Genomic DNA, 12546 nt, shown 5'->3' with positions numbered 1-12546 from the left:
ATACATCAAATCTATTCAAGCGACATAACAGGGTTCTGAATGAACTATCGGCACATCTACCACGCCGGCAATTTTGCCGATGTCCTGAAGCATGCGGTTCTTTGCCTGCTGATCCGCTACATGCAGAAGAAGGACAAGGCCTTCCGCGTGCTGGATACGCATGCCGGTATCGGGCTCTACGACCTCTCCTCCGAAGAGGCGCAAAAGACCGGCGAATGGCGCGATGGTATCGGCAAGCTTCTGGCGGCAAAGCTCGATCCGCAGGTGGAGACGATATTACAGCCCTATCTGGATGCGGTGCGCGAGCTGAACCCGAAGGGCGATATCACCCGCTATCCCGGATCGCCTAAGCTTGCCCGCATGCTGTTTCGCCCGCAGGACCGGCTTGCCGCCATGGAACTGCATCCGGAAGATTACGGCCGGCTGTCACGCCTGTTCGAAGGCGATTACCAGGTGCGCGTGACGGAACTCGATGGCTGGCTGTCGCTCGGCGCGCATTTGCCGCCGAAGGAAAAGCGCGGCATTGTGCTGGTCGATCCACCCTTTGAGGTGGAAGGCGAATATGAGCATTTGGTGAGCGGGCTTGCCACGGCCTATCGGCGCTTTCCCGGCGGCACCTATTGCCTCTGGTATCCGTTGAAGAAGGGTGCGCCGATCCGTCGCTTCCATGAGGAATTACAGGCGCTGGGCATCCCCAAGATGCTGTGCGCCGAGCTATCGGTGAAAAGCGACCGCGAGGCAACTGGCCTCACCGGCTCCGGCCTCATTATCGTCAACCCGCCCTTTACGCTCAAGGACGAGCTGCACCGCATCCTGCCAGCGCTGAAGGAGGCAATGGCGCAGGACCGATTTGCCTCGCACCGGGCCATATGGCTGCGTGGCGAAGAGGTCCTAGAGGAATGAATTTGACATTTGATACCCACTTGCGGAAAGCTCTTTGATCAAATGTCAAATTCAAAAATTCCTCTAGAACCATAATCTTGCTAGTGGTTCTCCGATTCCGACATTTGCTCGTGAGGGCGCTGCCAAGGGATGCAAATGTCGGAATCGAACCACTAGAGGAGACTTGACCGGAGCGCGCGGCGTGGGACATGGTTCGCCACGCCGTCAAGGGAGGTCGCCATGGTTTGCCGTATCCTATCCGCCGTCATCATGGCCCTGTTCCTGGCCACCGCCTCTGCGGCAAACGCGCAGGAACGCCCCACCGGCAATTTCGATTTCTACGTCCTGTCACTCTCCTGGTCGCCGACCTTCTGCGCCGGCAACCGCGGCAAAGACAGCCCCGACCAATGCGCGACCGACAAGCCCTTCCGCTTTATCGTGCATGGGCTCTGGCCGCAAAACGAGCGCGGCTACCCGGAATTCTGTGCCAATACGCAGCCGCGCCGCGTGCCGGAAGATCTGGGCCGCGCCTATTTCGATATTATGCCCTCCATGGGGCTGATCGGCCACCAGTGGCGCAAGCATGGCTCCTGTTCAGGCCTCAGCCAGGAGGCCTATCTCCAGACGACGCGCGAGGCTTTAAACAAGATCAAGCTGCCGGCGGATATCGCCACTGCAAGCGGCCCGTTGACGTTTTCGGCAGCTGCCATAGAGGACAAGTTTCTCGACGCCAATCCCGGTCTGCGCCCCGAATCGATTGCCATCAGCTGCGAGGGCAACCGGCTGGAAGAGGTGCGTATCTGCCTTGCCAAGGACCTTTCCTTCCGCACCTGTGCCGAAGTTGACCGGAAGGGCTGCACGATCAACCGCGTCAACGTTCCGCCACCGGCGCGCTGAACCATTTCACGAAGGACATGACCCCGATGAAACTGCTCTATTCCCCAGCCTCCCCCTATTCCGCAAAGTGCCGCATGGCAGCCCGCCATGTCGGCATCGACATCGAGGAGGTCAAAACCGATACGAATGCGGCACCGGCCGAGCTTCTCGACAACAATCCGCTGGGCAAGATCCCCGTGCTGATCCGCGATGGCGAACAGCCGATCTATGACAGCGTTGCCATCATGCATTTTCTCGATCGCCAGTCGGGTGGTCTGCTTTATCCGAAGAAGGACGAAAAGCGTACCGAGGCCGAAGTGCTCGAGGCGCTTTGCGACGGGCTGACCGATTGCCTCATCGCCATCATCTATGAGCGCCGCTTCCGCCCCGAGGAGATGCAGCACCAGCCGTGGATCGACAAGCAGTGGGAAAAGGTGGTGCGCGGGCTGGATTATCTGGAAGCCAATCTGCCCAAGACCGAGAAGAAGCTGAACGGCGGCCATTTCGCTCTTGCAGCGCTGATCGGCTATCTCGACCTGCGCTTTGCTGGCCAGTGGTCGGAGACCCGCCCGAACCTTGCAGCCTGGCCGACGAAATTCGCAAAGCTGTTTGCAGATTATGACAGCATGAAATCGGCGGCGTGAGCATAGGACTTGCACAAAGCGATTGACGGATTGTGATTTAAAAATCACAATCCGTCCGTGAGCGTCTTGAAGCAATCGACTACATTTCGTAAATGGATTGGCAAGCTCCGAGACGAGCGCGCCAAAGCATTCATTGCCGCACGCCTGCTGCGGCTTGCGTCGGGTCTTGCGGGTGACGCCGCACCCGTGGGTGGGGGCATTCGCGAGCTGCGCATCCACTATGGTCCCGGCTATCGGATTTATTTCATGCAGGTGGGCGATACTCTGATCATTCTGCTTTGCGGTGGGGATAAGAGTTCGCAGGAACGTGACATTGAAACGGCAAAGCGTATTGCTGCCGACTGGAGAGACGAGGATGTCTGAGGCCTTTACCGAGTTCGACCCAGCCGACCTCTTGAAGAGCAATGAGGCGATCGAAGCATTTCTCTCCGATGCGTTCGAGACAGACGACGCCGCCTTCATTGCAAACGCACTGGGCGTCGTGGCGCGCGCAAAGGGAATGACGAAGATTTCCCGCGAAACAGGCCTTGCCCGCGAACAACTTTATCGGTCCTTGAGTGACACCGGCAATCCGACGCTTGAGACAACGCTTGCCGTGTTGAAGGCGCTAGGCTTTCAACTGACGAGCAAACAACGAGCCGCCTGAAACAGAAAAGGCCGGAGGTTTCCCCCCGGCCTTTGTCCGATCCAGAATATGCGGATCAGAACTTGACGCCAACGCCAACCTTGACGGAATGATCGTCGAAGCCGCGCGACACGGTCGTGCCGCCCAGGTTGTAGTTCTTGTCCTGGTAGTCGGTGTAACGATATTCGACGCGTGCGGTGATGTTGTTGGTGACGAAGGTTTCAACACCAGCGCCGACCGTGTAGCCGGCAGTCGTCTTGCTGTCGGAACCGGCAGCGCTCGACACTTCGTGGTCACCGACAGCCAGACCGGCCGTGCCGTAAACCATGAAGGGGTTGAGATCATAGCCGAGACGGGCGCGAACCGAGCCGTTGAGCTTTTCTTCGCCGGTCACGCCATTGGCAGTGCCCTTCTGGTCGTTGTAGCCGAGGTCGGCTTCAGCACCGTAAACGATCTTGCCGCTCTGCATGTTGTAACCGCCGTAGACGCCACCGCCCCAACCGTCAGCACTTGCGTCGCCGCCCTTCTTGACAGTACCCCAGTCGTGCGAGGCGGTACCACCGAGGTAAAAGCCGGACCAGTTGCCGACCGGTGCGGCGGTATCGACGGCTGCCGGGGCTTCCGGGATCTGGGTCACTGCATCAGCGGCCTGTGCCGAAACGGCTGCAAGGCTGGCAACGGAGACCATCAGGGTCGCAATAAGAGTACGCATACTTTTCTCCTTTTCGATGCGGGCCGGGAGGTGCTGTTCCAATCGATGCCAGCGCCATCGTTCCCTGCTCGTTGAAAAGGAATTTGGTGGTCAATTGCGGAAATGAAAGTACCGAAATGTGAATTGATTGTGGCACATGCATGGCTGAATTTGGATGTTGCTTTGGCGCAACATGTATTTCGTTAACCCTAACAATAGGTTTATGGAAGTATTGTCTCAATAATATTACTCACACCCATGTGAATACACAATTACGTCTGCGTGATAAAAAACATATCTGGTTAACGATCCGAGCCCTTGATAGTGACGTAACGGATTTCTGACATGGCCAGAGGCCGCATGCGCCTGAAAGGACAAGAAAAAATCATGACCCATGCCCGAAACGTACTTGTCACCGGTGCAGCCAGACGCATGGGCGGTACCATTGCTGCCGATCTTGCGCGCCAAGGCTTTCGCGTTGCAATGCACGCCGACCAGTCGATTGCCGAGGCAGAGCGCCTTGCCAGCCTTCTGCGTGACGAAGGCCATGTGGCCGTGGCTCTTCAGGCCGATCTTCTTGATCTGGACGCCACAAGCCAGCTGGTTGACAGGGCAGCGGCGGAGCTTGGCCCCCTCACCGGCCTTATCAACAATGCCTCGATCTTCCGCCATGACACTGCCGATGCATTTGACGCTGACGTGTTTGAGGCGCATTTCGCCATCCATGTGCGCGCCCCCTCCATCCTGTCGGCGGCCCTCTTTCGCCAGCTGCCGGACGAGGTCGATGGCCTGATCGTCAACATCATCGACCAGCGCGTCTGGAAGCTCACGCCGCATTTCTATTCCTACACGCTGTCGAAAGCCGCGCTGTGGACCGCAACGCAGACCCTGGCGCAAGCCTATGCGCCACGGGTGCGGGTCAATGCCATCGGCCCCGGCCCCTCGTTCAAGAGCCCTCGCCAGGCACAGGAGGATTTTGACAAGCAGGTGGCCGCCGTGCCTCTCCGGCGCGGGCCGGAACCGTCGGAATTCGGGCGCACCATCCGATTTCTTTTTGACACTCCGTCCATCACGGGCCAAATGATAGCTCTGGATGGGGGTCAGCACCTGGCCTGGGAAACGCCGGATGTGGCGGAGATCATTGAATGAATGGAACGAAACTGCCCGAGGGCGGCGTTCTTTACGACGAATCAGACGAGGATGACGACGACATCGTTCTGCCGAGCGGTGACAGCGCGCGTGCGCTTGCCGAGATCGAGTGGAACGAAGGCCTGCCGAACGAAAGCGGCCTGAAGGGCGCAGACCTGATCGCCGAATTCGTCAAGCACCTGCCGAATGCGCCGGGTGTCTATCGCATGTTCAACGAAGCGGGCGATGTGCTCTATGTCGGCAAGGCCCGCAGCCTGAAGAAGCGCGTCGCCAATTACGCGCAAGGCCGCGTGCATTCCAACCGCCTAACGAAGATGGTACGCGAGACGGCGCAGATGGCCTTCGTCACGACGCGCACGGAAACAGAAGCGCTGCTGCTTGAAGCCAATCTCATCAAGCGCCTGCGGCCGCGCTACAATGTGCTTTTGCGCGATGACAAGAGCTTTCCCTATATCCTGATTACCGGCGATCACCGGGCACCTGCCATCTACAAGCATCGCGGCGCCCGCGCCCGCAAGGGCGAGTATTTCGGCCCCTTTGCCTCTGCAAGCGCCGTTGGCCGCACGATCAATTCGCTGCAGCGCGCCTTCCTGCTGCGCACCTGCACCGACAGCGTGTTCGAAAGCCGCACGCGACCCTGCCTGCTTCATCAGATCAAGCGCTGTTCCGGCCCCTGCACGCATGAGGTCTCCGATGTTGACTATGCAAAGCTGGTGGACGAGGCGAAGGATTTCCTCTCCGGGCGCAGCCAGAATGTGAAGGCGACGATCGCATCGCAGATGGCATCGGCCTCGGACGATCTCGATTTCGAGCGCGCCGCCGTCTACCGCGACCGGCTGGCCGCACTCTCCCACGTCCAGAGCCACCAGGGCATCAACCCGGCGGGCGTCGAGGAGGCGGATGTGTTTGCCATCCATCACGAGGCGGGGCTGACCTGCATCCAGGTGTTCTTCTTCCGCGCCGGGCAGAACTGGGGCAACCAGGCCTATTTCCCGAAAGCCGATCCGCAACTGACCGGTGCCGAAGTGCTGAACGCCTTCCTGGCGCAGTTCTATGACGACAAGCCGGTGCCGCGGCAGCTTCTCCTCTCCGAAACCGTTGAGGAACAGGACCTGCTCGCCCAGGCGCTTTCGGAAAAGACAGGCCAGAAGATCGCCATTCTCGTGCCGCAGCGCGGCGAGAAAAAGGACCTGACGGATCATGTCCTCTCCAATGCCCGCGAGGCGCATGGCCGCAAGCTTGCCGAAACCGCCTCGCAGGAGCGCTTGCTGAAGGGCTTTGCCGAGACGTTCGGTCTTTCTTATGTGCCGCGCCGCATCGAGATCTACGACAACTCGCATATCATGGGCACCAATGCGGTGGGTGGCATGGTGGTCGCCGGGCCGGAAGGCTTCGTCAAGAACCAGTATCGCAAGTTCAATATCAAATCGACCGACATCACCCCCGGCGACGATTTCGGCATGATGCGCGAAGTCATGATGCGTCGCTTCTCGCGCCTCCTGAAAGAGGAAGGCCTGCCGGATCGCACCACCAGCCAGCCCGGCGGCGAGGATGCAGCAGACGCAGGCTTTCCGGCCTGGCCGGATGTCATCCTCATCGATGGTGGCCAGGGGCAGATGTCTGCGGTTCGCAAGATCCTCGACGAGCTGGGCATTCGCGACGTGATCACCGCCATCGGCGTTGCCAAGGGTGTCGATCGCGATGCCGGACGCGAACGCTTCTTTGCCGATGGGCGCCATGACTTTTCGCTGCCGCCGCGCGATCCGGTTCTGTATTTCGTCCAGCGCATGCGCGACGAGGCGCATCGCTTCGCCATCGGTTCGCATCGTGCACGGCGCAAGAGAGAATTGGTGAAGAACCCGCTGGACGAGATTGCCGGCATTGGCCCCGGCCGCAAGCGGGCGCTTCTGCAGCATTTCGGCACGGCCAAGGCCGTTTCGCGCGCCGGCGTGACCGATCTGATGACGGTCGAGGGCATATCCGAGACGGTCGCCAAGCAGATCTACAATCATTTCCATGAGAACCGCGCGGGCTGATGCACCATAAGGACATCTTTCTGCGCGAAATGGAGTTGACGCTTCGGCTTCCAGGCATCAACTAGACGCATATCCAAGGATACAGATTGACCATGGCATCGCGCGCATACAACATTCCCAATCTCCTGACCTATGCGCGCATCGTCGCCGTCCCGGTGATTGTCGGCTGTTTCTTTATCGAAGGGCAACTGGAAAGCTCCGATGTGGCGCGCTGGACGGCGCTCGTCCTGTTCGCTGTCGCGTCCATTACCGATTATCTCGATGGCTATTTGGCGCGCATCTGGAACCAGACGTCGAATATCGGCCGCATGCTCGACCCGATTGCTGACAAACTGCTGGTGGCCGCCGTGCTCTTGCTGCTGGCCGCCGACCAGACGATTGCTGGCTGGTCGCTCTGGGCAGCGATCACGATTCTATGCCGTGAAATCCTTGTATCGGGCCTGCGCGAATATCTGGCGGCGCTGAAGGTGTCCGTGCCTGTGACCCGCATTGCCAAGTGGAAGACGACGATACAGATGGTGTCGATCGCCTTCCTGCTGGCCGGCCCTGCCGGCGACAAAGTGCTGCCCTATACGACGCAGATGGGCATTGCCCTTCTGTGGTTTGCAGCGCTTCTGACCTTCTATACCGGCTATGATTATTTCAAGGCTGGCGTCAAACATCTGGTGGATGAGGAATGATGGTCAAGCTCGTCTATTTCGCCTGGGTGCGCGAGCGCATCGACAAGCCGGAAGAGGAAATCGAGCTTCCCGACAGCGTCGTGACGGCCCGTGACCTGCTCAACTATCTGAAGACGCTCGGCGAAGGCTATGAGGCGGCGCTGCAATATCCCGAGGTGATCCGGGTTGCCGTCAACCAGGAACATATCGACCATGACGAGCCGATTGCCGGCGCCCGCGAAATCGGCATCTTCCCGCCGATGACCGGCGGGTGAAGACGCCATGACGACGATACCGACTATCCGTGTCCAGGCTGACAGATTCGACCTCCAAATGGAGATCGACGCACTGACCGCCGGACGCCAGGATATCGGCGCCGTGGTCAGCTTCACCGGTCTCTGCCGCGATGAAGGCGGCAGCCTTGAGGCGCTGGAACTGGAACATTATCCCGGCATGGCGGAGGCTGAGATGCGCCGCATCGGCCTTGAAGCCATCGAGCGCTTCTCGTTGCTCGGGCTCACCGCCATCCACCGCTATGGCAAGATTGCGCCGGGCGACACGATCGTGCTGGTCGTGGCCTGCGCGCCGCACCGGCAGGCTGCCTTTGATGGCGCCAATTTCGTCATGGATTTCCTGAAAACCGCCGCGCCCTTCTGGAAGAAGGAGCATCTGGCGGATGGATCGACCGGCTTCTGGGTCTCGGCAAAGGATGCCGATGATGCGGCGCGCGACAAGTGGCGCTGACAGCTGGATGATAGAACGGCGGGAACGGGTATGATTCCGATACTTTTCACTGCCCAATGTATTCTTCGACCGCTGACGGCGCATGACCGGGACGGCCTCATCGACCTTAAAACCGATCCTGCCGTGAGGCAGTTTCTGGGAGGCCCTCAGAAGGAGATGGTAGCCAAGGCAAGCGCCGAGGCACTGATCTTCGGAAATACGCTCAGCCTGGCATGGGCCGTTCGGCTTCGCGAACAGAAAGAGGCGGGTTGCATTGGACTTGTCACTGTCGCTCCTCATCACAATGAGAGCGATCGTGAGCTGTCCTACCAATTTCTGCCGGCTTACTGGGGATTGGGCTTCGCGTTTGAATGCACGCAGGCGGTGCTCCGACACGCTTTCGATATCCTAGGACTGCCCCGCCTGGTCAGCGAGACCCAGGCTGCAAACCGGGCCTCCCGCTCCCTCCTCGAACGGCTTGGCATGCGCGAGGCCGGAACCGTCGAGCGGTTCGGGGAACCTCAGATAATCTACGACATCGTCAATCCGCTGACACCAATCATTTCAGCATCTGCTCCCGCCGGGTGACGATGAGCAGAACAACAAGCCCTGAAAAGACCGCCACATCCCGCCAGATGACCGGGCCATAGCCGCTCCACAGTGTTTCGGCAAAGCCCATCAGGGCTGCACCAAGTGCCGCACGGGCCGGATAGGCATGGCCGCCCGCCGCTGCAATCAGCACAACCTTCAGACCGAAGACGAGGCCTGCGCCGAAATCCATCGTGCCGTAATGGGCGCTGGCAAGAATACCGCAAAGGCAGGCGACGAAAGCGGCTCCAGCATAGGCACTGGCAGCCACAGCGCGGGCGCTGATACCGCAAAGCTCCGAGGCCAGGGGATCTTGCGCCACCGCACGCCACTGGCGGCCCCAGCGACTGATGGCGAGAAAGACGCTGCCTGCACCCACCAACAGCAGCAGAACCGCAACGACCAGAGCCTGAACTTCTGTCAGGCTGACGGTCTGGGCGCCGCTTTGCCAGAGGGTAATTTGCTCGTTGAGGAAGGGCGGCAACCAGAGTTCCCGCGTGCCGGACAGGAGCCGCGCCGCCTCCATCAGTACCAGCGCCAGACCCAGCGAGGCGACGGTGAGCGCATTCGGCGTTCTCGTGGCCAAGGGCGCGACGATCCGCCGGCCGATCAAGGCGCCGCATCCGGTCGTCACGATGATCGCTCCGAGCGCTGCCAGCCCAAGCGCTGCCGGAAAGGTGAGGAAGAGCCGGTTCCAGCCCATATGCGCCAGCAGCAGGAACACATGGCCGGAAAAGGCAAACAGCGCGCCATAGGTGACATCCGCCCGCTTGGTGATCGCAAAGGCCAGCGAATAGCCGAAGGCGAGCGCGGCATAGAGCGCGGCCAGCGGCAATCCGTTCATCGATTGTTGAAGCGCGTAGAACATGAAACCTCCACATGAAATTATAACTATCAAAATAGCTTTTACCAGTTATATTAAGTCATGAGCTTTTCCTGGACCCCACACCGTTTTGCCGGCGGCGCGCTGGCGCTGGATGTCGCCAACAGCGTGATCCTGCGGTTCGACGCAGCGCGCAGTCTGGACCGCTTTGCCGTGCCCGAGCAGTTGCAGACCTTTGCGCCGGCGGCCTGCGAATTTTCCGCCGAGCGCGCTCTGTTTGGCGAGATCGCACCGATAAGGGCTGAAAACGAGACGGCATTCCTGGCCTTGCGGGAGGCCATAGACCGGCATTTTCGCGCAGTCGTAAACCATCAGCCGCAGGCGCTGCTTCTGGCCGATCTTCTGGAACAGGCGGCATTGCTGCTGCGGCAGAACCCGGACGCCAAGGGGCTTGAGGCCGCGACCGTGCATTCGGCGCTGCGGCTTCTGGCACTGCCCGAGCCTGAGCGCCTGAAGATCTGCGGCCATTGCGGCTGGCTGTTTCTCGACCGATCGAAGAACAAGAGCCGTTTCTGGTGCGACATGGCCGTCTGCGGCAATCGCGCCAAGGCGGCCCGCCACTACAAGCGTAAAACAGGAGAAGCGGAATGAAGATGAGGATTGCAATGCTCGGCGCTGTTGCGCTTCTGGCCGCCGCCTGCCAACGCGAGGTGGGCAAGCTGGCGGAATTTTCCGGCCATCTCTTCGTCTTCAACTACCGGCTTTCCAAGGCCAATTACGTGGTAACGCTGCGCACGACCGCGCCCCTTCCGGAAGGCGGTGTGGCGATTGCCCGTTTTGAGAACCCGCGCGGCGGCGACATGCTGGTCAGCGAGGCAAAACTCTTTCCGAAGATGGAGAAGATCGTGCTGGAAAGCCCGGACCTGCAATGTGTGCGCGAGGGGCGATCCTACGCGGTGAAGATCGATCTGGCCGATGCGCAGGGCAAGATTGTGCAACAGCTTGAAACCAAGGTGCTTGCCACAATCGACCAAAGCATCCTGCCGGCCAATTCCATCGTCGTTGGTCCGGCCTATGACATGAACCCGAAGGTGTTCAAGGCCGGCGGCGTAGTGGATCTTTCACCGGTGCAGGATTGCCCGGCCTGAACCGCCGTCTTCACGCCGCGTCGTACCGGTGCTACCACAGACAGCAATTGCCAGATGAGGGTGCAACATGTTCCGTGGTCTCTCCGCCTTTCCGTCCACCCCGACCGATGACAGCGGCATCGTCGATACCGATGCCGTGGCGCGTCTGGCCGAACGACTGGCGGCGGCAAAAGTCGATTCGATCGGGCTTCTGGGGAGTACCGGCGGCTATGCCTATCTGTCGCGGTCCGAGCGCCGGCGGGCGGTTGAGGCCGCTGCCGAGAGTGTGGCGGGGCGCATTCCGCTCATCGTCGGCATTGGCGCCCTGCGCACCGACGAAGTCATGGCGCTGGCCCGCGACGCAAAGGCCGGTGGCGCCGATGCACTGCTGCTGGCGCCCATGTCCTATACGCCACTGACGCAGGACGAAGTGTTTGCGCATTTCGAGGCCGTGGCCGCAGTTACCGATCTGCCGATCGTCATCTACAACAATCCGGGCACAACGAAATTCACCTTCGGGCTTGATCTGATCGTGCGACTTGCAACGCTGCCGACAGTCGCCACCATCAAGATGCCGCCGCCGATCGATGCAAGCTTGGAGGCGGAGATTGCGTCGCTGCGCGCGCGCCTGCCGAACGGTTTTCCCATCGGCTATAGCGGCGACTGGGTCGCGGCAGAGGCGCTTCTGGCCGGCGCGGATGCCTTTTACAGCGTGGTGGCCGGACTTTTGCCGCAGCAGGCCTTGGCCATGACGCGTGCCGCGCAAGCGGGCGACGCCGCCAAAGCACGGCAGATCAACGAGAGTTTCGAACCACTCTGGGCGCTGTTCAAGGACTATGGCAGTTTCCGGGTGATGTTTGCGATCGCCGACAGGCTTGGTCTCTTCAAGGCGGCGCCACCCCGGCCCGTGCTGCCCATTCCCTCTGCCGCCATGCCGCGCTTGGAAGAGGCACTACAGGGTCTTTCAGCCATATAGTGTCAGGGCTTTGCGGCCATCCAGATCACATGCCGTGCACCGCTGCGCTTGGTGCTGGCACGAACGCTCAGGGCTTCGACTGAAAAGCCGCAATCCTTCAACCGGCGGGTGAATTTTTCGTCCGGCCCCGAGGACCAGACGGCCAGCACGCCCTTGGGTCGAATTGCCGTATGCGCCGCACGAAGACCATTGTGGTCGTAGAGGCTGTCATTGCTGGTGCGCGTCAGCCCGTCCGGGCCATTGTCCACATCCAGTAGGATGGCATCGAACTTTCCGGTCGATGCACGGATGAGCCCGCCGACATCGCCGACATGGATCGACACGCGCGGATCATTCAGGCAGCCCTGGAACACCTCGGCCATCGGTCCCCGCGCCCAGGCAACCACCGCCGGCACGAGTTCGGCGACAACAATTTCGGCCTCTGCCGGCAGGACGGCAAGCGCTGCGCGCAATGTGAACCCCATGCCGAGCCCGCCGATCAGCACGGACGGCTTTTTCTGATGCCGGATCCGCTCCTCGGCCAGCACGGCAAGCTGCTCTTCCGAGCCGCTCAACCGGCTGTTCATCAGCTCGTTTGACCCCAGCATGATGGAAAATTCCTGGCCGCGCTGCTTCAGGCGCAGTTCGGACGTATCGCCGGGCACTTTCGCGCTATCGAGCTGGATCCAGGGCAGCATGGGAAGATCCTCGTGAGGCAAAACCAAAACAGGAAAGCCGCCCGCAAGATTTTCCTGCGGGCGGCTTTTT

At 60.4% G+C, this 12546-nt stretch carries 17 protein-coding genes; 14 read left to right on the top strand and 3 right to left on the bottom strand.

Annotated elements, in window-relative coordinates; translation table 11 throughout:
* Positions 1–39: 39 nt before the first annotated feature.
* From E8M77_RS22875 to E8M77_RS22855, 5 genes are all read left to right on the top strand, one after another.
* The gene (locus E8M77_RS22875; RefSeq protein ID WP_137132910.1) at positions 40–903 is read left to right on the top strand and encodes a 23S rRNA (adenine(2030)-N(6))-methyltransferase RlmJ; all 864 of its coding nucleotides are present in this window, start codon (positions 40–42) and stop codon (positions 901–903) included.
* 219 nt (positions 904–1122) lie between these two features.
* Positions 1123–1779, top strand: a complete 657-nt coding sequence (locus E8M77_RS22870; protein WP_137132909.1) for a ribonuclease — start codon at positions 1123–1125, stop codon at positions 1777–1779.
* 26 nt (positions 1780–1805) lie between these two features.
* Positions 1806–2402: a glutathione S-transferase gene (locus E8M77_RS22865; protein WP_137132908.1), complete on the top strand. Its 597-nt coding sequence runs from the start codon at positions 1806–1808 to the stop codon at positions 2400–2402.
* A 57-nt stretch (positions 2403–2459) separates the two neighbouring features.
* Positions 2460–2765 (top strand): type II toxin-antitoxin system RelE/ParE family toxin, encoded by a 306-nt coding sequence (locus E8M77_RS22860; RefSeq protein WP_137132907.1) that lies wholly within the window; start codon positions 2460–2462, stop codon positions 2763–2765.
* Complete coding sequence (locus tag E8M77_RS22855) at positions 2758–3048, top strand: addiction module antidote protein (protein WP_137132906.1); 291 nt, start codon at positions 2758–2760, stop codon at positions 3046–3048. The genes E8M77_RS22860 and E8M77_RS22855 overlap by 8 nt, the downstream gene beginning before the upstream one ends.
* 55 nt (positions 3049–3103) lie before the next feature.
* Here the strand turns inward: E8M77_RS22855 and E8M77_RS22850 are convergent, their stop codons facing one another.
* Positions 3104–3739 carry an outer membrane protein gene (locus E8M77_RS22850; RefSeq protein WP_137132905.1) on the bottom strand — a complete coding sequence of 212 codons (636 nt, stop codon included), beginning with the start codon at positions 3737–3739 and terminating at the stop codon, positions 3104–3106.
* A 366-nt stretch (positions 3740–4105) separates the two neighbouring features.
* Between E8M77_RS22850 and E8M77_RS22845 the strand changes: the two genes are divergently transcribed.
* The 6 genes from E8M77_RS22845 (at position 4106) to E8M77_RS22820 (ending at position 8873) form a co-directional block, all read left to right on the top strand.
* Positions 4106–4867: an SDR family oxidoreductase gene (locus tag E8M77_RS22845; protein ID WP_137132904.1), complete on the top strand. Its 762-nt coding sequence runs from the start codon at positions 4106–4108 to the stop codon at positions 4865–4867.
* A complete protein-coding gene (uvrC, locus tag E8M77_RS22840) occupies positions 4864–6903 on the top strand; it encodes an excinuclease ABC subunit UvrC (protein WP_137132903.1) in 2040 nt (679 codons plus the stop codon). The genes E8M77_RS22845 and uvrC overlap by 4 nt, the downstream gene beginning before the upstream one ends.
* A gap of 92 nt (positions 6904–6995) precedes the next feature.
* Complete coding sequence (pgsA, locus tag E8M77_RS22835; protein WP_137132902.1) at positions 6996–7583, top strand: CDP-diacylglycerol--glycerol-3-phosphate 3-phosphatidyltransferase; 588 nt, start codon at positions 6996–6998, stop codon at positions 7581–7583.
* Positions 7583–7837 carry a molybdopterin converting factor subunit 1 gene (gene moaD / locus E8M77_RS22830; protein WP_137133086.1) on the top strand — a complete coding sequence of 85 codons (255 nt, stop codon included), beginning with the start codon at positions 7583–7585 and terminating at the stop codon, positions 7835–7837. Before pgsA ends, moaD begins: the two co-directional genes overlap by 1 nt.
* Before the next feature lie 7 nt (positions 7838–7844).
* Positions 7845–8306 carry a molybdenum cofactor biosynthesis protein MoaE gene (locus E8M77_RS22825; protein WP_137132901.1) on the top strand — a complete coding sequence of 154 codons (462 nt, stop codon included), beginning with the start codon at positions 7845–7847 and terminating at the stop codon, positions 8304–8306.
* Positions 8307–8336: 30 nt separating this feature from the next.
* A complete protein-coding gene (locus tag E8M77_RS22820; RefSeq protein ID WP_137132900.1) occupies positions 8337–8873 on the top strand; it encodes a GNAT family N-acetyltransferase in 537 nt (178 codons plus the stop codon).
* On the opposite strand, the gene E8M77_RS22815 is transcribed toward E8M77_RS22820, so the two are convergent.
* Positions 8845–9741, bottom strand: a complete 897-nt coding sequence (locus E8M77_RS22815) for a branched-chain amino acid ABC transporter permease (RefSeq protein WP_137132899.1) — start codon at positions 9739–9741, stop codon at positions 8845–8847. The genes E8M77_RS22820 and E8M77_RS22815 overlap by 29 nt on opposite strands.
* 57 nt (positions 9742–9798) lie before the next feature.
* Here E8M77_RS22815 and E8M77_RS22810 point away from each other — a divergent pair, with 57 nt between their 5' ends.
* The 3 genes from E8M77_RS22810 to E8M77_RS22800 all read left to right on the top strand — a co-directional run bounded on the left by E8M77_RS22810 (position 9799) and on the right by E8M77_RS22800 (position 11799).
* Complete coding sequence (locus E8M77_RS22810) at positions 9799–10347, top strand: CGNR zinc finger domain-containing protein (protein WP_137132898.1); 549 nt, start codon at positions 9799–9801, stop codon at positions 10345–10347.
* On the top strand, positions 10344–10844 hold the full coding sequence (locus tag E8M77_RS22805; protein WP_137132897.1) for a hypothetical protein: 501 nt from the start codon (positions 10344–10346) through the stop codon (positions 10842–10844). The genes E8M77_RS22810 and E8M77_RS22805 overlap by 4 nt, the downstream gene beginning before the upstream one ends.
* A 67-nt stretch (positions 10845–10911) precedes the next feature.
* Positions 10912–11799: a dihydrodipicolinate synthase family protein gene (locus tag E8M77_RS22800; protein ID WP_137132896.1), complete on the top strand. Its 888-nt coding sequence runs from the start codon at positions 10912–10914 to the stop codon at positions 11797–11799.
* 2 nt (positions 11800–11801) lie between these two features.
* Here E8M77_RS22800 and E8M77_RS22795 read toward each other — a convergent pair whose 3' ends face one another.
* On the bottom strand, positions 11802–12476 hold the full coding sequence (locus E8M77_RS22795; RefSeq protein WP_137132895.1) for a hypothetical protein: 675 nt from the start codon (positions 12474–12476) through the stop codon (positions 11802–11804).
* Positions 12477–12546: the final 70 nt, after the last annotated feature.

Origin of the sequence: Rhizobium sp. FY34 (assembly GCF_005222845.1) — a bacterium.
Taxonomy (GTDB): domain Bacteria; phylum Pseudomonadota; class Alphaproteobacteria; order Rhizobiales; family Rhizobiaceae; genus Neorhizobium.
Note: the sequence above shows the minus strand (reverse complement) of the source record. Positions and strands in the feature narration are given on the sequence as shown.

Bases quoted from the DNA above. Each gene is read 5' to 3' on its own strand.
- E8M77_RS22875 (WP_137132910.1), top strand. From the start codon at position 40: ATGAACTATCGGCACATCTACCACGCCGGCAATTTTGCCGATGTCCTG.
- E8M77_RS22870 (WP_137132909.1), top strand. From the start codon at position 1,123: ATGGTTTGCCGTATCCTATCCGCCGTCATCATGGCCCTGTTCCTGGCC.
- E8M77_RS22865 (WP_137132908.1), top strand. From the start codon at position 1,806: ATGAAACTGCTCTATTCCCCAGCCTCCCCCTATTCCGCAAAGTGCCGC.
- E8M77_RS22855 (WP_137132906.1), top strand. From the start codon at position 2,758: ATGTCTGAGGCCTTTACCGAGTTCGACCCAGCCGACCTCTTGAAGAGC.
- E8M77_RS22850 (WP_137132905.1), bottom strand. From the start codon at position 3,739: ATGCGTACTCTTATTGCGACCCTGATGGTCTCCGTTGCCAGCCTTGCA.
- E8M77_RS22845 (WP_137132904.1), top strand. From the start codon at position 4,106: ATGACCCATGCCCGAAACGTACTTGTCACCGGTGCAGCCAGACGCATG.
- uvrC (WP_137132903.1), top strand. From the start codon at position 4,864: ATGAATGGAACGAAACTGCCCGAGGGCGGCGTTCTTTACGACGAATCA.
- pgsA (WP_137132902.1), top strand. From the start codon at position 6,996: ATGGCATCGCGCGCATACAACATTCCCAATCTCCTGACCTATGCGCGC.
- moaD (WP_137133086.1), top strand. From the start codon at position 7,583: ATGGTCAAGCTCGTCTATTTCGCCTGGGTGCGCGAGCGCATCGACAAG.
- E8M77_RS22825 (WP_137132901.1), top strand. From the start codon at position 7,845: ATGACGACGATACCGACTATCCGTGTCCAGGCTGACAGATTCGACCTC.
- E8M77_RS22820 (WP_137132900.1), top strand. From the start codon at position 8,337: ATGATTCCGATACTTTTCACTGCCCAATGTATTCTTCGACCGCTGACG.
- E8M77_RS22815 (WP_137132899.1), bottom strand. From the start codon at position 9,741: ATGTTCTACGCGCTTCAACAATCGATGAACGGATTGCCGCTGGCCGCG.
- E8M77_RS22810 (WP_137132898.1), top strand. From the start codon at position 9,799: ATGAGCTTTTCCTGGACCCCACACCGTTTTGCCGGCGGCGCGCTGGCG.
- E8M77_RS22805 (WP_137132897.1), top strand. From the start codon at position 10,344: ATGAAGATGAGGATTGCAATGCTCGGCGCTGTTGCGCTTCTGGCCGCC.
- E8M77_RS22800 (WP_137132896.1), top strand. From the start codon at position 10,912: ATGTTCCGTGGTCTCTCCGCCTTTCCGTCCACCCCGACCGATGACAGC.
- E8M77_RS22795 (WP_137132895.1), bottom strand. From the start codon at position 12,476: ATGCTGCCCTGGATCCAGCTCGATAGCGCGAAAGTGCCCGGCGATACG.